We start from the raw sequence: 18,957 nt of genomic DNA on the forward strand, positions 1-18,957 counted from the left end.
TCGGCACGAATTCTACCCACGCACGGCGACAGCACCGTGTGCCATGTCGGTTCGCGTCCCACCGCCGGAACCGTGTCGGCGCACGGCCTGTCGCCGTGTTCGCACTTGCGTCATTTCTACTGCATACAAACGCCCGACGGGGCTGGTAGCTTCCCGCGTACCGTTGCGAGCATGGCCACTGCACCCTCGGCGTCGTCCCGCGAACCAGGGGCGCACCGGAGTTCGGGCACCGTCGTGTGGAGCGAACGCTTCCTCGACTACAGCTGGACACCGGAGCACCCCATGAAACCGGCGCGACTGAAGTTCACCATGGCGCTGGCCGAAAGTCTGGGATTGCTCGACGGTGTCGAGCCGTTGAAGCCGGAGCCCGCGGGCCGCGACGAACTGTTGCGCGTGCACACCGCGGACTACATCGAGGCGGTCGAGCACGCGGGGGAGCCGCTCGCCCCGCCCTACGGTCTGGGATCGCCGGACAACCCGGTGTTCCCGCGCATGCACCAGGCGGCCTCGATCATCGTCGGCGGCACGCTGGCCGCGGCGCGCGAGATCGCCGAGGGCCGGACCCGGCGAGCCGTCAGCATCGGCGGTGGCATGCATCACGCGATGCCCTCGTCCGCCTCGGGCTTCTGCGTCTACAACGATGCGGCCGTGGCGATCTCCTGGCTGCTCGACCACGGTTTCGACCGCATCGCCTATCTCGACGTCGACGTGCACCACGGCGACGGCGTGCAGCGCGCGTTCTACGCGGACCCGAGGGTGCTCACCGTCTCCATCCATCAGCACCCGGCGACGCTGTGGCCCAACACCGGCTGGGCCGAGGAGATCGGCACGGGCGCGGCCGAAGGCACCGCGATCAACCTGCCGATGTTGCCCGGAACCCGGGATGCCCAGTGGCTGCGCGGTTTTCACGCGGTGGTGCCCGGTGCGGTCGCCGCGTTCCGCCCGCAGATCGTGGTGAGCCAGTGCGGTGTGGACACCCACCGCGAGGATCCGCTCGCCGATCTGGAGCTCACGGTGGACGGACAGCGCGCGGCGTTCCGCGCCATGCGCGATCTCGCCGATCAGTACGCCGAGGGACGCTGGCTCGCCGTCGGCGGCGGTGGTTACGGTTTGGTCCGGGTGGTCCCGCGAGCCTGGACGCACCTGTTGGCCACCGCTCTCGACCGTGACATCGCGCCGGAAACGCCGGTGCCGCAGGACTGGACCGATCTGGTGCGCACGATGGCGCCGAACACCGAGCCGCCGCGCACCATGGGCGAAGGGGGCGACATCACATTCCGTCGGTGGGACGGGCCGGGGGGAACGGGGGAGACTGGGGACGCGCGCGCCGATCGGGCGCAGCGGGCCGTCGACACGGCCGTATTGGCCACGCGCCGAGCATGCTTCGGGTTGCTCGGCTTGGATCCGGAGGACCCCCGTGACTGAGCAGATTCCCGTCCCGGACTCTCCGTCCACACCGGCGACGCCGCCCCCGCCGCCGCAGCATTGGTTCGCCGACGTGCTCGCTTCCGATGGCGGGGTGGTGCGGCTGCGTCCGGTCACTCCCGAGGACGGCGACCGGTTGCAGGAGTTCCACGCCGCGCTCTCCGAGCGCACCAGGTACCTGCGGTATTTCGGTCCCTATCCACGCATCTCGCCGAAGGATCTGTACCGGACGATCCATCTCGACTATCACGACCGGGTCGGTCTGGTGGTCGAACTCGGCGAGCAGATCATCGCGGTGGGCCGCTACGAACTGCTGGACCGCACCGGTCCTCGCGCCGCCGAGGTCGCCTTCGTGGTGGCCGACGGGCACCAGGGCCGCGGACTCGGCTCCATCCTGCTCGAGCACCTGGCGGGCGCCGCGGCGGAGAACAAGATCGAGACCTTCGTCGCGGAGGTGCTCGCCGAGAACACCGTGATGGTCACCGTCTTCCGCGAGGCCGGGTATCAGGTCGAGCGCAGCAGGGACGGTTCGGTCCTGCACCTGGAGTTCGCCATCGACCCCACCGAAGCGCTGGTGTCGGTGCGGGATTCGCGGGAACGCGCCTCGGAGGCGCGCAGCGTCGGGAATCTGCTCGCGCCCGGTTCGGTCGCGGTGATCGGCGCCACGCCCGCCGCGGGCCGGGTCGGCGGCGTGGTGCTGGCCAACCTGCTGTCGGGCGTGTTCCAGGGGCCGGTGTATCCGGTCAATCCCACCAGGAAGTTCGTGCGCGGCGTGCGCGCCTACGCCACCGTGCGCGAGATTCCCGACGAGGTGGACTTGGCGGTGGTCGCGGTGCCCGCCGCCGCGATCGACTCGGTTCTCGACGACTGTATGGCCAAGGGCGTCAAGGGTTTGGTGGTCTTGACGGCCGGGTTCGGCGAGACCGGCCCGGAGGGGCTCGCCGCCGAGCGCGACCTGGTCGCGGCCGCCCGGGTGCACGGTATGCGGGTGGTCGGTCCGAGCGCGTTGGGCATCGCCAACACCGATCCGGCGGTGTCGCTGAACGCGACGCTGGCGCCGGTGCTGCCCGCGCGCGGGCGAATCGGGTTCTTCTGCCAGTCCGGGCCGTTGGGCGCGGCCATCCTCGGCGAGGCGGCCGCGCGGAACCTGGGTCTGTCGACGTTCGTCTCGGCGGGCAACCGCGCCGACGTGTCCGGCAACGACCTGCTCCAGTACTGGGACACCGCGCCCGACACCGACGTGATCCTGCTGTACCTGGAGAGCTTCGGTAACCCGCGCAAGTTCTCCCGGATCGCGCGACGGGTGGCGCGCACCAAGCCGATCGTCGCGGTGAGCAGCGGGCGACAGGCCGGGCACAGCCAGCCCCCGCGCGATATGGATCGCTCGATCGTGCGTGACCTGTTCGCACAGGCGGGCATCGTGCAGGTGGACTCGATCTCGGAGTTGTTCGACTGCGCCGCGCTGCTCGGCTATCAACCGCTGCCCCGTGGGTCGCGCCTCGCGGTGATCAGCAACAGCACCGCGCTGAGCTGGCTGGCCGTCGACGCGGCCCGCGGCGAAGGCCTCGACGCGGCCGAACCGGTGAATCTGGGGCCGCAGGCGACGCCGGGCGCGTACCTCGACGCGGTCGTCGCCGCCCTGCGGTCCGACGAGACCGATTCCGTCATCGTGGTTTTCGCGCCGCCGGTACCGCTGCCGATGGCAGGATTCGCCGACGCCATCCGGGCCGCCGCGGCCGCGGTGCCCGAGGCGGACAAACCGATTCTCACCACGTTCATCGCCGAGCAGGGCATTCCGAATCTGCTCGCGGTGCGCGGTCAGGGCGGGATGGCGGTGCACGGATCGATTCCGTCGTATCCGGATCCCGAACGGGCGGCGCGGGCGCTGGCCCGCGTCCGCCGCTACGCGGAGTGGCGGGACAAACCCGTGTCGGCGGTGGTACGCCCGGACGGCATCGACACCGAGCGAGCCAGGGGACTGGTGGCGAAGTGGATGGGCGATTCCGGCGGTCGCTGGCTGACCGATCTGGAGGCCGCCGAACTGCTCACCTGCTACGGCATCCAGGTCGTCGAGTTCCGTGAGGTGCGCGACGCCGAGGAGGCGGTGGCTGCGGCCGAGGAGCTGGGCTATCCGGTGGCGGCGAAGGCCACCGGCGAGATGTGGCGGCGCAGGCCCGATTTGATCGGTGTGCGGCTCGACCTGTGGCGGCCGGAGGCGGTGCGTCAGGCCTACACCGACCTGGTGGAGATCTGCGGCGATCCGGTGCTGCACATCCAGAAGATGGCGACCAAGGGCGTCGGCTGCATCCTGCGCGTGCAGGACGACCCGTCCTTCGGGTCGGTGATCGAGTTCGGCCTGTCCGGCACGATCATCGAAATGCTCGGCGACCGCGCCTATCGCGCGCTCCCGCTGACCCGCGACGAGGCGGCGGCGCTGATCGACGCTCCGCGCGCGGCCCCGCTGCTCTCCGGCACGCCGGCGAGCCCGCGCGTGGACAAGGCCGCGCTCGCCGAACTGGCCCAACGCATTTCGGCGCTGTTCGACGACCTCCCCGAAATGCGCGAGCTGTCCTTCGATCCCGTGCTCGCCTCGCCGACCTCGGCGGAAATCCTTTACGCGCGCGGCCGAGTCGGTCCCGAGCCGAGCCGGTTCGACGTCGGCCCGCGGCGGCTGGCATGAGGTACTGCTGTCGAGCGGCGTTAACGCCGCTCGGGCGGCACCCGATCTGGTGAAGATCCGAGAGATTCGACCAGAGAGGTGTCGACATGAAAACCACTGCACTCGCCGGGCTTTTCGCCCTTGCGTTCCTGGCAGCGGGATGTTCGGTGGAGGTCGGTTCCTCCACGCCCCAGGTGAAGGAAAGCGAGCTGGAGAAGTCGGTTCAGCAGACCTTGACCGAGGAGGTCGGGAAGAAACCCGACAGCATCGACTGCCCCGATGACCTGGAGGGCAAGGTCGGCACCACCATGCGCTGCACCTTGACCGCGGGCGGCGAAACGCTCGGTCTCACCGTCACGGTGACCTCGGTCGAAGACGACACGGTCAACTACGACGTCGCCGTCGATCCGGCCTGACAACGAGTTCGCCGACCGGTTCGCGCGGAACCCGGAGGGGACGGGTCGCGCGGGCACCGGTCGGCGTCTGTGCGGTGACCGCTAGGCCACCAAGTCGGAGACCGGGCGCCTCGGAAAACACCCGGCGTCGATGGGTCAGCTGGCGTAGGCCCGCAGACGGTCGGCCCGCTCGCCTTTGCGCAGCTTCGCCATGACCTCACGCTCGATCTGACGCACCCGCTCGCGGGACAGTCCGAAGAGCTTGCCGATCTGGTCGAGGGTGCGCGGCTGGCCGTCGTCCAAGCCGAAGCGCAGGCGGATGACCTGCTGTTCGCGCTCGTCCAAGGTCGCGAGAACGCTGCGCACGTCGTGGTGCAGCAGGCCCGCGATCACCGCGGACTCGGCCGAGGTGGCCTCGGAGTCCTCGATGAAATCGCCGAGCGGCGCCTCTTCGTCGTTGCCGACCGGCATGTCCAGGCTCACCGGGTCGCGGCTGTGATCGAGCAGATCGGAGATCTTGTCGACCGGGATGCCCGACTCGTTGGCCAGCTCTTCGTCGGTGGCTTCGCGGCCGAGCTGCTGGTGCAGTTCACGCTTGATCCTGGCCAGCTTGTTCACCTGCTCGACGAGGTGGACGGGCAGCCGGATGGTGCGGCTCTGATCGGCCATGCCGCGAGTGATGGCCTGGCGGATCCACCACGTCGCGTAGGTGGAGAACTTGAATCCCTTGGCGTAGTCGAACTTCTCCATCGCCCGGATCAGGCCCAGATTGCCCTCTTGGATGAGGTCCAGCAGCGGCATGCCGCGGCCGGTGTAGCGCTTGGCGAGCGAGACCACGAGGCGAAGGTTGGCTTCGAGAAGGTGCGCCCGTGCGGCTTGGCCGTCGCGCACGATGATGGCGAGATCCTTCTTCCGGCTGGCGGAAAGCCGCTTGCCCGTTTCCAGCAGATGCTGGGCGTAGAGGCCCGCCTCGATGCGCTTGGCCAGCTCGACCTCGTCTGCGGCCGAGAGCAGCGCGGTGCGGCCGATTCCGTTCAGGTACACACGTACCAAGTCGGCGGCAGGGCTCTGGGCGTCGAGGTCCGATTCGCTGGTGCGCACTCGAGTGGTGGCGGGGCTGGTCATGACTTGCCTCCTGTCGGTGGTGTCTCACTCCGATCAACGGACCCGACAGAGAGAAAGTTCCCCGCTCCCGCGCCGATAAACCGCATCTGAACTGCGGTTTCGGTCACTTACGTCTGAGAAGTTCCTGAGAACCCCCGCGGGCGGGAACGACTCCCTGTCCGATGCCTCCGCCGACGCATACCCGGTTGCCCCGTGCTTACACGGGAGCGATGAGCCCGTGCCGGACCAATCCGGCGACGACGGTCAGCGCGTCGGCCGCGAACTCCGGCGTCACCTCGTCGGCTCCGTGGGCGAGCGCCAGCAGTTCGACCAGCTCGTACAACGGAAGTCCGTCCGGCCGCATTCCCGCGACCAGCGCGATCGTCGTCTCATCCACCTCGTGCTGCCAGCGCGGACCGTCGCCGCGGTGCAGCCGCGCGACGCGCTCGGCCCAGCCGTCGGGGCCGGGCAGCGACACCCGTTCCAGCGCCGTCGTGGGCTCGACCGCGAAACGCGCGGTCCAGGCGTGGTTTTCGTCACTCGCCACGGCGCGCAGCCAGGCCGACCGCTCGAAATACGCGCTCGCTTCGGCGCCGAGCGGGTCGTCGAAGCCGTGCGCGAGGTCCTCGGCGAGCAATTCGGTGGGCCCGTCGATGGCGCGCAGGTAGACGAAGCCGAAGCCGATGCCCTCGACGTCGGCCGCGGCGAACGCGTCCAGCCACTGCTCGGCGCGGGCTTGCGCCGCCGGATCGCGCGGATCGAGGCCCGCGTCACGCAGCCAGGTGCCGACGTACAGCGCCGGATCGGCGACATCGCGCTGCACCACCCAGGCGTCGACGCCGTCGGCGGGCAGCCAGGAGGAGACGCGCTGGCGCCAGTCCTCGCCGTCCACGTGCACCCAGGCCGCCAGCATGGCCGCGGTGCCGCCCGGCGCGAGCAGATCGGGCGCGCGCGAGACGACCAGTTGGCTGGCGCCGTCCAAGGCCAGGCCCGAATCGCGGTAGGTGTGCTCGATGCGCGCGGGGCCGACGACGAACGGCGGGTTCGCCACCACCTGATCGAACCGTCGCCCGGCCACCGGCTCGAACCAGGAACCTTCCAGCAGTTCGATGTCGAGGCCGTTGAGGGCGGCCGTCGCCTCGGCCAGCCACAGCGCGCGCGGGTTCACGTCGGTCGCGGTGACGGTGTGCGCGTAGGAGGCGGCGTGCACCGCCTGCACGCCGCAGCCGGTGCCGAGATCGAGAACCGATCCGACGGGCCGGGTCGGCGTGGCACGCAGCAGCGACAGCGAGGCGTGGCCGACGCCGAGCACGTGATTCTCGGTGAGGGTGCGCCTGCGCATCGAGTCGTCCAGATCGGACAGGATCCAGCGGTTGCCCTCGCCGGCGTCGAGCGGGCGCAGGTCCAGTGCCGCGCGGACCTCGTCGCCGTCGCGCTCCAGCAGACCGGCCGCGACGGCCCGGTCGATGTCCACCGGCGCCAGCGCGGCCGCCACCTCGCGCTCGGGCAGGGCGTCGCCGAGCAGCAACAGCCGGATCAGCGTGCCGAGTTCACCCGCCGCCCGCGCGGCCCGCCGCACCGGCACCGGCTCGGACCGACCCAGCGCCGCGTGCGTGTCCGGCCCCAGCGCCGACACGAGGGTGTCGGCGTCGTAGCCGACGCGGGTCAGCGCCGTCCGCAGCTCCGGGCACAAGGCGGTGAGCAGGGATCCGGTGGTCGTCTGGTTCGTAGGCACACACGTACTCTGCCACCGCTACCCGTGAGCATCCGTAGCCCGTTGCCACCGGGGTCGCGGCTCACACCCCGTTCGGGTCGCGTCCGGTGACGCAGTACACGGCGTCGCCCGGATCGGTCATCACGATCCAGTGCTCGTAGCGCTGCACCACGGTCGCGCCGAGCGACTCGTGCCACGCCGCGGTGGCCTCGATATCGGACGAGGACAGGTCGATGTGGGCGCTGGTCGGCCGGTTCTCGCCGAGGCGCTGCAACAGAAACTGGACCGGCATCGGCTCCACCGGGCGCAGCCGGGAGAACTCGTCGAGTCGGCCAGGCGTGTGCTTCCATCCGGTGAGGTCGGCCCAGAAGCGCGTCTCCACGTCGTGATCGGCCGCGCCGATGTCCAGGCAGACCTGGTCGAGGCGGCTCAGCGTGCCGTCGGGCGCGCGGAACGCGGGCGCGGGGCGGCCCTTGGCGCGTCCGCTCGGCGTGAAGCAGAAGATCTGCCCGGATGGCGAGCGAAGCACCGCGTAGTCGGGGTGATTGGCGACCAATTCGGCGTTCAGGTCCAGCGCGGTGCGTACGGCGGCGGGGATGTGGTCGACGTCGAAGTCGAAGTGCACGCCGCCGAGGCCGTTCACCGACTGCATCTTGACCCCGGCCGCGGCGAACAGCGCGGGATCCGGCAGCAGCGTGAGGAATTGGTTGTCGTCGCCGCGGCGCGGGGAGAGTTGGGTGCCGGTGATGGTCGACCAGAAGGTCGCGCAGGCGTCGAAACGTTGTGCGGGACGGTCGATGAACGCCCAGACCCAGCGAATCATGTTCTCTCCTGTGCCGTGCGGGAGGTACCCGCGACCGCAGACGTGGTGGCCCGGCGAGTGCGCCGAGCAAGGTGTTGCGGGACACGACAAGTGACGAGTGCGGCGCAGGCCACACGGCCGCCGTGCCCCGGGGACACAGTAGGGGGCGGCCGGGAGACTGTCGAACCGGTTTGGCCGAATCTCGGTGTTCTATGGCATTCGTGCCACTCGTTCGGTGCGCGGTTTTCCGGCAAGCTCGGCCGGTGACCGAACTGCGCACCTCACCAGCCCAGCCCGGCGAACCGTTCGACCCGGTGGCGCGACGGCTGCATCCCGCCTGGATCGTGGCCGGGGTCGGCTTCGTCGCGCTGCTCGGCGCGGCCGCGTTCCGTTCCGTGCCGAGCGTGCTGATGGACCCGCTGCACGCGGAATTCGGGTGGTCGCACGGGACCATCGGGCTCGCGGTGTCGCTGAATCTGCTGCTGTACGGCCTCATCTCGCCGTTCGCCGCCGCGCTGATGGACAAGTTCGGCATCCGCAGGGTGGTGGCCTGCGCGCTGGTGCTCGTCGCGGCGGGCAGCGGACTGACCGTCTTCATGACCCAGGCCTGGCAACTCGTCGCGACCTGGGGACTACTGGTCGGCGTCGGTGTCGGCTCGATGTCGATGCCGTTCGTGGCGACGATCACCGGGCGCTGGTTCGTGCGCCACCGCGGCCTGGTCACCGGCATCCTGACGGCCGCGGGCGCGACCGGGCAGCTGGTCTTCCTCCCGTTGGTCTCGGCGCTGGCGCACGAGCACGGGTGGCGGCTGCCCGCGCTGGTGGTGGCGGGGGCGGCGCTGTCGGTGGTGCCGCTGGTGCTGCTGTTCATCCGCGACTTCCCCAGCGACGTGGGCGTTTCCGCGTACGGCGCGGAACCGGGCTCGGCGGCGGGGATGCGCACCACCGCGCGAGGCGGCGCGACGCGGGCGCTCACCGTGCTGGCGCGGATCGCGCGGACGCGCGGATTCTGGTTGCTGGCGGGCGGTTTCGCGGTGTGCGGCGCCTCGACCAACGGTCTGGTCGGCACCCATTTCGTCAGCGCGGCGCACGACCACGGGATGCCGCCGACCACCGCGGCCGGACTGCTCGCGCTGGTCGGCGTGTTCGACGTCGCGGGCACCATCGCCTCGGGGTGGCTCACCGACCGGGTCGACCCGCGCTATCTGCTCCTGGCCTACTACAGCCTGCGCGGGCTCTCGCTGCTGATCCTGCCCTCGCTGTTCGCGCCGCACACCGAGCCGAGCATGTGGGTCTTCGTGATCTTCTACGGCCTGGACTGGATCGCGACCGTCCCGCCGACGGTCGCGCTGTGCCGCGAGCTGTTCGGCGAGGACGGGCCGGTGGCCTTCGGCTGGGTTTTCGCCTCGCACCAGATCGGCTCGGCGATCGCGGCCACCGGCGCGGGCGTGATCCGCGACGTGCAGGGCAGCTACGACACGGCCTGGTACGTGGCTGGCGCGCTGTGCGGACTCGCGGCGTCGATGTCGATCGTCATCCGCAGGCGGGTCGGCGCATGAGCGAACTCACCCGTCGATGGCGTTGTGCGGACGGGATTCGATCGCCTTGTGGGGACGGTCCCACCGGCTGGGTTCGTCCTTGCGCCGCGGCGGGCGGTCGTTGGCGATGAGCACCGCGATCCACGGCAGCGGGATCGACGCGCCGATGATCAGCAGCGAGAGCAGGGCGCTGCCCCACGCGCTGTAGGCGACGGCGGCCAGCACCAGCGCGGGAATGCGGAACGCCATCAGGATCGTGTACCTGCGCACCCGCGCGCGGTGCTGGTCCTCGAGCGAAGGGGCGGCCTCGGTGATGAGCACCGGGTGCTTGTCGTCGTTTCCGGGGAAGTACCCGCGCGACGGGGAAGGTGTGGATGAGACGTCCGGGCGAACACCGCGGCCGATGTCGTCGGCGTCGGAGGAGTCGCCGTTCTGCTGCATACCCCGAGTCTTCCACTCCCGTGTTCCCGGCGCACACACCAGGTCGATTCGCCACCGGCTTCGGGCGCGGGCGACCCGCGGGACCGTCATACGGCATCATGGAATCCGTGAGTACCGACACCCTGGTTCGCCCGGATACGACCACCGACGAGACGACGGGCGACGACATCCCGAAGTTCTTCCACTACGTGAAGAAGGACAAGATCGCCGAGAGCGCCGTCATGGGCACCGTGGTCGTGGCCCTGTGCGGCGAGGTGTTCCCGGTGACCCGCTCGCCGAAGCCCGGCTCGCCGGTCTGCCCGGAGTGCAAGAAGGTCTACGAGGGCCTGCGCAAGGGCGACTGAGTCCCGCGACCTTCGACCGCGCGGTTACCCCGAGCCACGCAGCGGGGTGATCGCGCGTGCCGAGTCCGCGCGGTCCGGCGCGTCGGCGTCGGTCTCCTCGTCCGGCGTCTCGCCGCGCACCTGGTTGGAGATCCATTCCCGCATCTGCTCGATGCGGGTGGCGCGAGCGGGCCAGAACTCCTGGACCGCGGCGTTGAACTCGGCGCCGAGAATCACCGCGAAGCCGAGGAAGAACGTGAAGAGCAGGAACGCGATCGGCGTCGCCAGCGCGCCGTAACTCACGCCGGTCGCGGTGATCCAGGACAGGTACCGGCGCAGTCCCTCGCTGGCCGCCATGAAGAACACGCCCGCGACGAGCGCCCCGCCGAACAGCCGATGCCAGGGCAGCGTGCGGTGCAGCGCCAGCTTGTAGAGCGTGGTCAGGCCGACGATGAGCAACAGGCCGACGCCGGGGTAGTAGAAGCTGTCGATCAGCCGTAAGCCTGGCTCCCGCCAGCCGTCCGGCAGCACCCGGCCGATCAGGCTGGGACCGAGCGCGACGAGCGGCAGGATGAACACCGCCGCCACCAGGAACAGCACGTAGAGCAGCAGCGCGAAGATGCGCTGCCACACCGGATGCCGCGCGTCCTGCTGGTCGTGCGCCTCCACGATCGCGTCGACGAAGGTCGCCATCGCCGAGGATCCGGCCCACAGCGAGAGCACGAAGCCGAACGACACCACTGCACCGCGCCCGCGGCCGAGCACGTCGCCGACGGTCGGTTCGATCAGGTCGGTGACGACGGCCTCGCTGAACAGCTCCCGGCTGAACGTGATGATCTTGGATTCCACGATCTCGACGGTGTCGGGCCCGAACCAGCCGCCGACGTAACCGAGGCTGCCGAGCACCCCGAGCAGCAGCGGGGCCAACGACAGGGTCTGCCAGAACGCGGCGGACGCGGACTTGGCGAAGATCGAATCGTCCCACGCTTTCCCCGAGACCCGGACCACCAGCCTGCGAGCCTGCCGTCCGGCATGCCGGACCCGCCGGACGACGACGTCCGGACCCCGCGGCGGCGTGCCCGCGCCGCCGCTGTGGATCGGCTCGGGCCCGTGCGCGGGTAGGGGACTGGCTTCGTTCATGGTGCCTACAGCATCGCGCACCGGACGCTCGCGCACCGGCTCGTCCCCGCATCGTGTCGGCGGGCAACAGGTGAACACGGGGCGGCGCGGAGGGAATGTGTGACGCGGATCGCGACCGCCGCGTCGGTTTGGCGACACGCCGTCCCCGGCCGCTACTGTCTTCTGCGTGACTGGGTCGGATGGCGCTGCGGCGGGAGATGGAGCGACGCCCGGCGATTCGGGAAAGTCGGCAGCCGGGGGCAGTTCGCTACGCGCGTGGCAGCGGCGCGCGCTCACGAAATACCTGGCCACGAAGCCGCGCGACTTCCTCGCCGTGGCGACGCCGGGCGCGGGTAAGACGACCTTCGCGCTGCGGGTGGCGGCCGAGCTGCTCGCCGATCGGACGGTGGACCAGATCACGGTGGTCGCGCCGACCGAACACCTCAAGCACCAGTGGGCGGCATCGGCCGCGCGCAGCGGCATCCAGCTGGATTCTCGTTTCTCCAACGCCACCGGCGGCACCTCCGGCGACTACCACGGCGTGGTCGTCACCTACGCGCAGGTCGCTTCGCATCCGTCCCGGCACCGGGTGCGGACCGAGAACCGCAGGACGCTGGTGATCCTCGACGAGATCCACCACGCGGGCGACGCCAAGACCTGGGGCGACGCGACCGCGGAGGCGTTCGGCGACGCGACCCGCAGGCTGGCGCTGACCGGTACGCCGTTCCGCTCCGACGACAGCCAGATCCCGTTCGTCGTCTACGAGCCCGACGAATCCGGCTTCCCCAAGTCGCGCGCGGACCACACCTACGGCTACGCCGAGGCGCTGGCCGACGGCGTCGTCCGGCCGGTGGTCTTCCTGGCCTACTCCGGCGACGCGCACTGGCGCGACAGCGCGGGCGAGGAGCACTCCGCCCGCCTCGGTGAGCCGCTCAACGCCGAACAGACCGCGCGTGCCTGGCGGACCGCGCTGGACCCGGCGGGCGACTGGATCTCCGCGGTGCTGCGCGCCGCCGACATCCGGCTGCGCCAGAAGCGCGCCTCGGGCATGCCCGACGCGGGCGGCCTGGTGATCTCCACCGACCAGGACCGGGCCCGCGACTACGCCGAACTGCTCGAACACATTTCCGGCGAGCGGCCGGCGCTGGTGCTCTCCGACGATCCCGCGTCTTCGAACCGGATCGCCGAGTTCAGCAACAACACCCAGCCGTGGATGGTCGCGGTGCGCATGGTGTCCGAGGGCGTCGACGTGCCGCGCCTGGCCGTCGGCGTCTACGCGACCAGCGCCTCGACGCCGCTCTACTTCGCCCAGGCCATCGGCCGATTCGTGCGCGCGCGCCGCCCCGGCGAGACGGCGAGCGTGTTCCTGCCCTCGGTGCCCGTGCTGCTGGATCTGGCCGCGCAGCTGGAATTGCAGCGCGACCACGTCATCGGCAAGCCGCACCGGGAGAAGAACGGCCTCGACGACGAGCTGTTGACCGACGCGGCCAAGCAGAAGGACGAGCCGGGCGAGGAAGAGAAGAAGTTCGTGGCGCTCGCCGCGGACGCCGAACTCGACCAGGTGATCTACGACGGCTCCTCGTTCGGCACCGCCACCTTCGCGGGCAGCGACGAGGAGGCCGACTACCTGGGCATTCCCGGTCTGCTCGACGCCGATCAGATGCGCGCGCTGCTGCGCGAGCGCCAAGCGCGTCAGCTGGCCGACCGTGGTGAGCCGAAGATCGTGGAACCCGCGCCGCAGGTCGCGACCGCCGCCGAGCGGGTCGCCACTGCGGACCGGCTCGGGGAACTGCGCAAGGAACTCAACAGTCTGGTGGCCATGCACCATCACCGCACCGGCAAGCCGCACGGGGTGATCCACGGCGAGCTGCGGCGCGAGTGCGGCGGTCCGCCGACCGCGCTGGCCACGGCCGACCAGCTGCACGAGCGGATCGCCGCGCTGCGTCGTCGATAGCGCGGGTATCCGGCCGCGTGCTGCCCCGCGTCGCGGGACGGCCGAGTCGCGCGCTGGCCGAAGTCGCGTGCCAAGTGGTCGCGTCGGCGGAGGTCAGCGCTCAGGGAGAACTCGCGGGCCACGCCGCCATCGCACAGTCGATGGATCGGGTGAGGTCCTCCAGCGCCGCGCCGTCGCGGGCCTGGATGGACAGCCCGTAGAGCACTGTCGTGTAGAAGGCCGCCAGCGACGCCGTGTCGGTCTGCGCGGGCAGATCGCCCTCGGTGACCCCGCGCCACAGGCGCGCGTGGATGTGATCAGTGGTCTCCCTGCGCTTTTCGACGAGGAAATCGCGCACCCCGGTATTGCGGGTCGTGTACGTAGCGCCCGCGAGCACCACCATGCAGCCGTGTGGCTTGTCCTCGACGGTGTAGGCGGCGGCGTTGTCGCGCAGCATGGCCTCGATGGCTGCCCGTGCGGTGGGCTCTTCGCGCAGTGCGCGCTCGGTGTAGCCGCCGTCGGTGCGGCCGTAGAGCTCGATGGCCTCGCGAAAGAGCGCCTCTTTGCCGCCGAACGCGGCGTAGAGGCTGGGCGAGTTGATGCCCATCGCGGCGGTGAGGTCGCTCATCGACGCGCCCTCGTAGCCGTGCTCCCAGAACACCTCCATGGCCCGGCGCAGCGCGACCGAGCGGTCGAAGGCGCGGGGACGACCTCGTTCGGCCACGGCTGCTCCTTTCTGTGTCGATCGTTAAATATACCCCTTGACGGGCAGGTCGCCGTGGGCTTAGCTATTTATGTACTGATCGACACAAAAATTGAGGGAGTACTGATGTCCGACCTGACCGGCAAGGTGGCACTGGTGACCGGCGGCAGCAGGGGGATCGGGGCGGCCATCGCCCGGCAGCTGGCCGTCGCGGGCGCGGACGTCGCGCTGACCTACCGGAGCGCCGAGACCGCCGCGAAAACCGTTGTCGCCGAGATCGAAGCGCTTGGCAGGCGCGCGATCGCGCTGCGCGCCGACAGCGCCGACGCGGGCGAGGTGGCGTACTCGGTGCACCGCGCCGCCGCCGAACTGGGTGGGCTCGACATCCTGGTGAACAACGCGGGCATCTTCCCGAGCAAGCCGTTCGAGGAGTTCACCGTCGAGGAGATCGACCGGGCGCTGCACGTGCACGCCCGCGCCGCGTTCGTCGGCGCTCAAGCGGCGGTCGCGCACATGAGCGAGGGCGGTCGGATCATCGGCATCGGCACCAATCTCACCGAGCACGCCCCGTTCGGTGGTCTCGCGCTCTACAACCTGAGCAAGTCGGCGCTCAACGGATTCACCAAGGCGCTGGCGCGCGAACTCGGCCCGCGGTCGATCACAGTGAATCTGGTGCAGCCCGGCTCGACCGACACCGACATGAATCCGGCCGACGGCGCACACGCCGCGACCCAAGTCGGCCTCACCGCGCTCGGGCGCTTCGGCACCGCCGACGATGTCGCCGCCACCGTGGCGTTCCTGGCGGGCCCGGCCGCCCGCAGCATCACCGGCGCGATCCTCACCGTGGACAGCGGCACCAACGCCTGACGCTCACCCGGTGAAATACCGGCCCGGTGAGACGCCGAGGGTCCGCCGGCCCGCGGTCTGACGGCCGGGCTCAGGCCGGTTCGAAGAAGCGATCGGGGTCCAGGGTGTTGATCGGCGTCCAGCGCGGCTGTTCGACGACGATCTCCGAATCGCTGTGCGCCGCTTCGAAATACCCCTGGATCTCCAGGGCGAGCCGCGGGTTCTCGTCGACCCGCCGCGCCATGTCGTAGAGCGTCGCCAGCACGTGGACGCAGCGTTCCGTGCGCGCCGAGCACGAGCAGTCGACGGCGGCGAGCACCGGGGCGGGCCGCACCTCTGCCGCGGCGAGCGCGCGGTGCGTCTCGTCGGTCAGCACCGTCGGGTCCGGGATCACCTCGGCGATCGCGGCCACCGCCTGCCGGGACAGCGGCGCGACCTCCAGGTGTGTCACCGACGCCTGCCCGCCGCGGTGGATGTGCGCGCGCACGACGCGGCCTTCGACGGTGGCCTGGACGCCGTGGTTGCGGGCGATGCTGCGGGCGCGGGGCAGCAGCGAATCGGGCCGGGTCTGGCGCAGCGGCTCGGCGAGCCGCACCCAGTCCATGCCCCATGCCGTGTAGCCGAATTCGTTGTCCGCCATCAGTTCTCTCGCTTCCGGCGCAGGATCTCGACGAGCTGGTCGTCGTCGAGGCGGGCCAGCGCGGCGATGCCCGCGGAGTCCGACAGGTCGGTCAGCGCGGACTTACGATCGTGCATGCCCGCGATGTGCTCCTCGACGGTGGTGCCGGAGGTGAGGGTGGTGATGGTGACCGTGCGGGTCTGCCCGATCCGGTGCGCACGGTCCGAGGCCTGCGCTTCCACGGCAGGGTTCCACCAGCGGTCGAAGTGCACCACGTCGGCGGCGCGGGTCAGGGTGAGGCCGGTGCCCGCCGCCCGCAGGCTCAGTACGAGCACGGGCGGTCCGTCAGCGGACTGGAAGTCGCGCACGATCGCCGCGCGCTGGGCCTGGTTCAGTCCGCCGTGGAAGAACGGCGCGGTGACGCCGAACTGCTCGGCGAGGTGCCGGACCAGCAACTCACCGGTCTGCCGGTACTGGGTGAAAATCAGGGTCGGCGAATCGGTTTCGAGGTTGGTGGCGACGATGTCGGTGCACAGGTCGAGCTTGCCCGAACGGCCGGGCAGCTCGGCGAGATCGCCGGTGATCAGGCCCGGGTGGTTGCACACCTGCTTGAGCGCGGTGAGCGCGGCCAGCACCCGGCTCTGGCGTTGCGCGCCGGAACCGAAGCCGTCGTCGATGGCCCGCTCCAGTAGCTGGTCGTAGAGCTTCTCCTGTTCGGCGGTCAGGTCGCAGAGCAGATCGGTGTGGATCTTCGCGGGCAGCGCGGCGGCGACCTGGAACTTCTTGCGCGCCAGCACGACCGGTTCGATGGTGTCGCGAAGGCGGGCGGCGGCCGCGGCCGAACCCTCCTGGATCGGCCGGACGAAACGGCGGCGGAACTGGCCGCGATGGGCGAACAGGCGCGGCGCGACCAAGTGCAGCAACGCCCACAGCTCCTCGAGGTGGTTCTCCACCGGCGTGCCGGTCAGCGCGACTTTGGCGGGGCTGGTGACGTCCCTCGCGGCCTTGGCGAGCTGCGTGCGCGGGTTCTTCAACGCTTGCGCCTCGTCGAACACCGCCGTCGCCCAGTCTTGTCCGGCGAGGAGGTGGCCGTGCAGCCGCAGCGTCGGATAGCCGACCACCACGATGTCGCCCGCGGCTGCCGCGAGTTCGCCGCCGCGCCAGGTGACCGGGCGCAGTTCCGGTGCGAAACGGGTGATCTCGTGCGCCCAGTTGCCGACCAGCGACGTGGGGCAGACCACGAGCTGAGCGCCCGCCGTGGCGCGTCCGAGCAGAAAACCGATGGCCTGCACCGTTTTTCCGAGGCCCATCTCGTCGGCGAGCACCGCGCCGCCGTACGCTGCGATGGTCTCGGTCAGCCAGCCGACCCCGCGTGCCTGGTAGGGGCGCAGGTCAGCGTGCAGAGCCGTCGCCAGCTCGGCGGCCACCGCCTCGGTGCCGAGCAGGGTGCGCAGTGCGCGGTCGGCGGACACGATCGCGGTGCCCGCGGCGTCCGGTACGGCGTGCGCGGCGGTGGGCAGTGCGCCGACGGGCTCGCCTTCGCGCAGGATTGTCTGCCATACCCGTAGTGCGGAACCCGCGTCGGGCAGCCGCGGTGTCGCCAAGTGGTCGGCGGCCGCCGTCGGGGTCGAGTCGGTCGAGTGCGCCCGATTCGAGTGACCGTCCTCGCCGGGCGATCCGGTGCCCAGATCCAGCGCCGCGAGTTCGGCGGGCGAGATCAGCGCGCAGTCGACCTCGGCGATCTCGATGGCCCCGCGCGGCCCGATCGGCAGCGCCAGCTCGAGGGTCTCTCGATCACCGAGTTCGGCGGGCGCGCGTCCGGCGCCGCGACCGGTCCATGTCCACAGTGCGAAGAGGTGACGGTCGGGCAGGTAGGTGGCCTGTGTGCTGGGCAGAGCGAACCCCTAGATCCTCGTATGGCGTACGGAGTATCGTGACAACGTACACCGTACCGGGTTTGTTCCGAGGAGTCCCTTGCCCGAGCAGAGCGACGACGATCAGGCCAGGCAACTGCTGCATCTGCTGTGGCGGCAATCGATGCCGCCGCGCACGGGCGGGCGCGGTCCGAAGCAGACGGTGAGCGTCGACGCCGTGGTCGCGGCGGCCGTGGCACTGGCCGACCGCGAGGGGTACGAGAAGGTGTCGATTCGCGCGGTCGCGGCGGAGCTGGGACTGCGGCCGATGAGCCTGTACACCTACGTGCCGAGCAAGGAGGCGCTGACCGTGCTGATGGTCGACGCCGTCGCCGCGGAGGACGTGCCCATCCCCGCGGCGCTGCCGGTGCGCGAGCGGATGGCCGCGATCGCGCGACAGGTCCGCGCCGAGGTGCTGGCGCACCCGTGGCTGCTGGAGGTGTCGCCTTGGCGGGCGGTGCTCGGGCCGGGGCGGATGCGGCGCTACGAGCGTCAGCTGGCGGCCATCGAGGGAATCGGGCTCACCGATCTCGCGATGGATCGGGCCATCGCGGTGCTGACCGAGTTCGCGACCGGGAACGCGCGGATGGCGGTGGCGGCGGCCCGCGGCGCGGCAGAGCTGACCGACGCGCAGTGGTGGGAGCGGTACGGGCCCGAGCTGGCGCGGGTCATGCCGCTCGGCGAGTTCCCGCTCGCCGGACGGGTCGGCGCGGCGGTGGGGGAGCGGTATCAGGCGCCCGCGGATCCGGATGGCGCGTTCGAGTTCGGGCTGGCCCGGTTGCTGGATGGGATCCTCGCCGAACTCGAATGATGTGACCTGGCGCACAGTCGGACACGGTCCGCCGATATCTCGCGCGTGGCCGGAGCGAAGGCGGAAGTACGCCGCTGTGACCTCCACCACAGTGAAGTCCGAACATGCCCGCAGCGGGCGACGTTTCGTCGCCCGCTGCGGGGAAAGCTGTGTTCTGTTGTTCGATGCTGTTGTGTCGGGACGCGAATTCCGGTCAGAGGGCGGGAGCCGACTCCGTGTCGATCACGGCCTCGAGCTCACGCAGCCGATCCATGTGTTCGTTCGCGTGATGCTGGCAGAAGAGCAACTCTCCACCTGCGGGCAGAACGGCACGCACTCGGGCAGCCGCCCCGCAACGGTCGCAACGATCGACCGCGGTCAGTGGGGTGCTTGTCAGGGTTCCTGGCATGACTCCTCCGTCCTGGCTCCCGGCACTACAGTCCGTTCACCTGGTGTGGGGCCCGTGGTCACTCACCACGAGCTCGCTACCGCTACTTCCCAGCAGTGGTATGACTACTCTGTCAGACGTTCGGGACGGGGGCATTGTTCCCGCAAGTGATTCTGTGTGTTTTCTCTAACACGACCTGGGATTTCGCTGATGGCGAACACTCCAGCTCAGGGATCGAACCGCAC

Annotated in this window: 17 protein-coding genes; 8 read left to right on the forward strand and 9 right to left on the reverse strand. The window is 70.4% G+C overall.

Going from position 1 to position 18,957, the window contains the following annotated elements; genetic code table 11:
- Positions 1-171 precede the first annotated feature (171 nt).
- The 3 genes from AB0H49_RS31530 (at position 172) to AB0H49_RS31540 (ending at position 4,500) form a co-directional block, all read left to right on the forward strand.
- Positions 172-1,425 carry an acetoin utilization protein AcuC gene (locus tag AB0H49_RS31530; RefSeq protein WP_357256406.1) on the forward strand — a complete coding sequence of 418 codons (1,254 nt, stop codon included), beginning with the start codon at positions 172-174 and terminating at the stop codon, positions 1,423-1,425.
- Positions 1,418-4,105 carry a GNAT family N-acetyltransferase gene (locus AB0H49_RS31535; RefSeq protein ID WP_357256407.1) on the forward strand — a complete coding sequence of 896 codons (2,688 nt, stop codon included), beginning with the start codon at positions 1,418-1,420 and terminating at the stop codon, positions 4,103-4,105. The genes AB0H49_RS31530 and AB0H49_RS31535 overlap by 8 nt, the downstream gene beginning before the upstream one ends.
- Positions 4,106-4,191: 86 nt before the next feature.
- Entirely contained in the window at positions 4,192-4,500 is a 309-nt protein-coding gene (locus AB0H49_RS31540) for a DUF4333 domain-containing protein (RefSeq protein WP_354999574.1), read from the forward strand.
- A 135-nt stretch (positions 4,501-4,635) separates the two neighbouring features.
- Here AB0H49_RS31540 and AB0H49_RS31545 read toward each other — a convergent pair whose 3' ends face one another.
- The 3 genes from AB0H49_RS31545 to AB0H49_RS31555 form a co-directional block, all read right to left on the reverse strand.
- Positions 4,636-5,604, reverse strand: a complete 969-nt coding sequence (locus tag AB0H49_RS31545; RefSeq protein WP_354999575.1) for a sigma-70 family RNA polymerase sigma factor — start codon at positions 5,602-5,604, stop codon at positions 4,636-4,638.
- Between the two features lie 196 nt (positions 5,605-5,800).
- Complete coding sequence (locus tag AB0H49_RS31550; protein ID WP_357256408.1) at positions 5,801-7,318, reverse strand: methyltransferase; 1,518 nt, start codon at positions 7,316-7,318, stop codon at positions 5,801-5,803.
- Positions 7,319-7,379: 61 nt separating this feature from the next.
- Positions 7,380-8,120, reverse strand: coding sequence for a VOC family protein (locus tag AB0H49_RS31555; protein WP_354999577.1), 741 nt, complete (start codon positions 8,118-8,120; stop codon positions 7,380-7,382).
- 251 nt (positions 8,121-8,371) lie between these two features.
- On the opposite strand from AB0H49_RS31555, the gene AB0H49_RS31560 reads away from it, so the two are divergent.
- Positions 8,372-9,658 (forward strand): MFS transporter, encoded by a 1,287-nt coding sequence (locus AB0H49_RS31560; protein WP_357256462.1) that lies wholly within the window; start codon positions 8,372-8,374, stop codon positions 9,656-9,658.
- 6 nt (positions 9,659-9,664) lie between these two features.
- Here AB0H49_RS31560 and AB0H49_RS31565 read toward each other — a convergent pair whose 3' ends face one another.
- On the reverse strand, positions 9,665-10,078 hold the full coding sequence (locus tag AB0H49_RS31565; protein WP_357256409.1) for a DUF3099 domain-containing protein: 414 nt from the start codon (positions 10,076-10,078) through the stop codon (positions 9,665-9,667).
- Positions 10,079-10,185: 107 nt separating this feature from the next.
- On the opposite strand from AB0H49_RS31565, the gene AB0H49_RS31570 reads away from it, so the two are divergent.
- Positions 10,186-10,422: a DUF3039 domain-containing protein gene (locus AB0H49_RS31570; RefSeq protein ID WP_357256410.1), complete on the forward strand. Its 237-nt coding sequence runs from the start codon at positions 10,186-10,188 to the stop codon at positions 10,420-10,422.
- 24 nt (positions 10,423-10,446) lie between these two features.
- Here AB0H49_RS31570 and AB0H49_RS31575 read toward each other — a convergent pair whose 3' ends face one another.
- Complete coding sequence (locus AB0H49_RS31575) at positions 10,447-11,541, reverse strand: YihY/virulence factor BrkB family protein (RefSeq protein ID WP_357256411.1); 1,095 nt, start codon at positions 11,539-11,541, stop codon at positions 10,447-10,449.
- Positions 11,542-11,824: 283 nt separating this feature from the next.
- Between AB0H49_RS31575 and AB0H49_RS31580 the strand changes: the two genes are divergently transcribed.
- Positions 11,825-13,474, forward strand: a complete 1,650-nt coding sequence (locus AB0H49_RS31580; protein WP_357256464.1) for a DEAD/DEAH box helicase — start codon at positions 11,825-11,827, stop codon at positions 13,472-13,474.
- Between the two features lie 100 nt (positions 13,475-13,574).
- Here the strand turns inward: AB0H49_RS31580 and AB0H49_RS31585 are convergent, their stop codons facing one another.
- On the reverse strand, positions 13,575-14,177 hold the full coding sequence (locus AB0H49_RS31585; protein ID WP_357256412.1) for a TetR/AcrR family transcriptional regulator: 603 nt from the start codon (positions 14,175-14,177) through the stop codon (positions 13,575-13,577).
- A gap of 105 nt (positions 14,178-14,282) precedes the next feature.
- Here AB0H49_RS31585 and AB0H49_RS31590 point away from each other — a divergent pair, with 105 nt between their 5' ends.
- Complete coding sequence (locus AB0H49_RS31590; protein WP_357256413.1) at positions 14,283-15,023, forward strand: SDR family oxidoreductase; 741 nt, start codon at positions 14,283-14,285, stop codon at positions 15,021-15,023.
- Between the two features lie 70 nt (positions 15,024-15,093).
- On the opposite strand, the gene AB0H49_RS31595 is transcribed toward AB0H49_RS31590, so the two are convergent.
- A complete protein-coding gene (locus AB0H49_RS31595) occupies positions 15,094-15,642 on the reverse strand; it encodes a hypothetical protein (protein ID WP_357256414.1) in 549 nt (182 codons plus the stop codon).
- A complete protein-coding gene (locus tag AB0H49_RS31600) occupies positions 15,642-17,492 on the reverse strand; it encodes a DEAD/DEAH box helicase (protein ID WP_357256466.1) in 1,851 nt (616 codons plus the stop codon). The genes AB0H49_RS31595 and AB0H49_RS31600 overlap by 1 nt, the downstream gene beginning before the upstream one ends.
- A gap of 103 nt (positions 17,493-17,595) precedes the next feature.
- Here AB0H49_RS31600 and AB0H49_RS31605 point away from each other — a divergent pair, with 103 nt between their 5' ends.
- On the forward strand, positions 17,596-18,345 hold the full coding sequence (locus tag AB0H49_RS31605; RefSeq protein WP_357256415.1) for a TetR/AcrR family transcriptional regulator C-terminal domain-containing protein: 750 nt from the start codon (positions 17,596-17,598) through the stop codon (positions 18,343-18,345).
- Between the two features lie 193 nt (positions 18,346-18,538).
- Here the strand turns inward: AB0H49_RS31605 and AB0H49_RS31610 are convergent, their stop codons facing one another.
- Complete coding sequence (locus AB0H49_RS31610) at positions 18,539-18,733, reverse strand: hypothetical protein (protein ID WP_029903635.1); 195 nt, start codon at positions 18,731-18,733, stop codon at positions 18,539-18,541.
- Positions 18,734-18,957: the final 224 nt, after the last annotated feature.

The sequence above is a fragment of the Nocardia sp. NPDC050713 genome, assembly GCF_040654315.1.
In the GTDB taxonomy this organism is placed as follows: Bacteria; Actinomycetota; Actinomycetes; order Mycobacteriales; family Mycobacteriaceae; genus Nocardia.

What these genes read in the sequence shown, in the direction of transcription:
- AB0H49_RS31530 (WP_357256406.1), top strand. Translation starts at nt 172, where the DNA reads ATGGCCACTGCACCCTCGGCGTCGTCCCGCGAACCAGGGGCGCACCGG.
- AB0H49_RS31540 (WP_354999574.1), top strand. Translation starts at nt 4,192, where the DNA reads ATGAAAACCACTGCACTCGCCGGGCTTTTCGCCCTTGCGTTCCTGGCA.
- AB0H49_RS31545 (WP_354999575.1), bottom strand. Translation starts at nt 5,604, where the DNA reads ATGACCAGCCCCGCCACCACTCGAGTGCGCACCAGCGAATCGGACCTC.
- AB0H49_RS31555 (WP_354999577.1), bottom strand. Translation starts at nt 8,120, where the DNA reads ATGATTCGCTGGGTCTGGGCGTTCATCGACCGTCCCGCACAACGTTTC.
- AB0H49_RS31565 (WP_357256409.1), bottom strand. Translation starts at nt 10,078, where the DNA reads ATGCAGCAGAACGGCGACTCCTCCGACGCCGACGACATCGGCCGCGGT.
- AB0H49_RS31575 (WP_357256411.1), bottom strand. Translation starts at nt 11,541, where the DNA reads ATGAACGAAGCCAGTCCCCTACCCGCGCACGGGCCCGAGCCGATCCAC.
- AB0H49_RS31590 (WP_357256413.1), top strand. Translation starts at nt 14,283, where the DNA reads ATGTCCGACCTGACCGGCAAGGTGGCACTGGTGACCGGCGGCAGCAGG.
- AB0H49_RS31595 (WP_357256414.1), bottom strand. Translation starts at nt 15,642, where the DNA reads ATGGCGGACAACGAATTCGGCTACACGGCATGGGGCATGGACTGGGTG.
- AB0H49_RS31610 (WP_029903635.1), bottom strand. Translation starts at nt 18,733, where the DNA reads ATGCCAGGAACCCTGACAAGCACCCCACTGACCGCGGTCGATCGTTGC.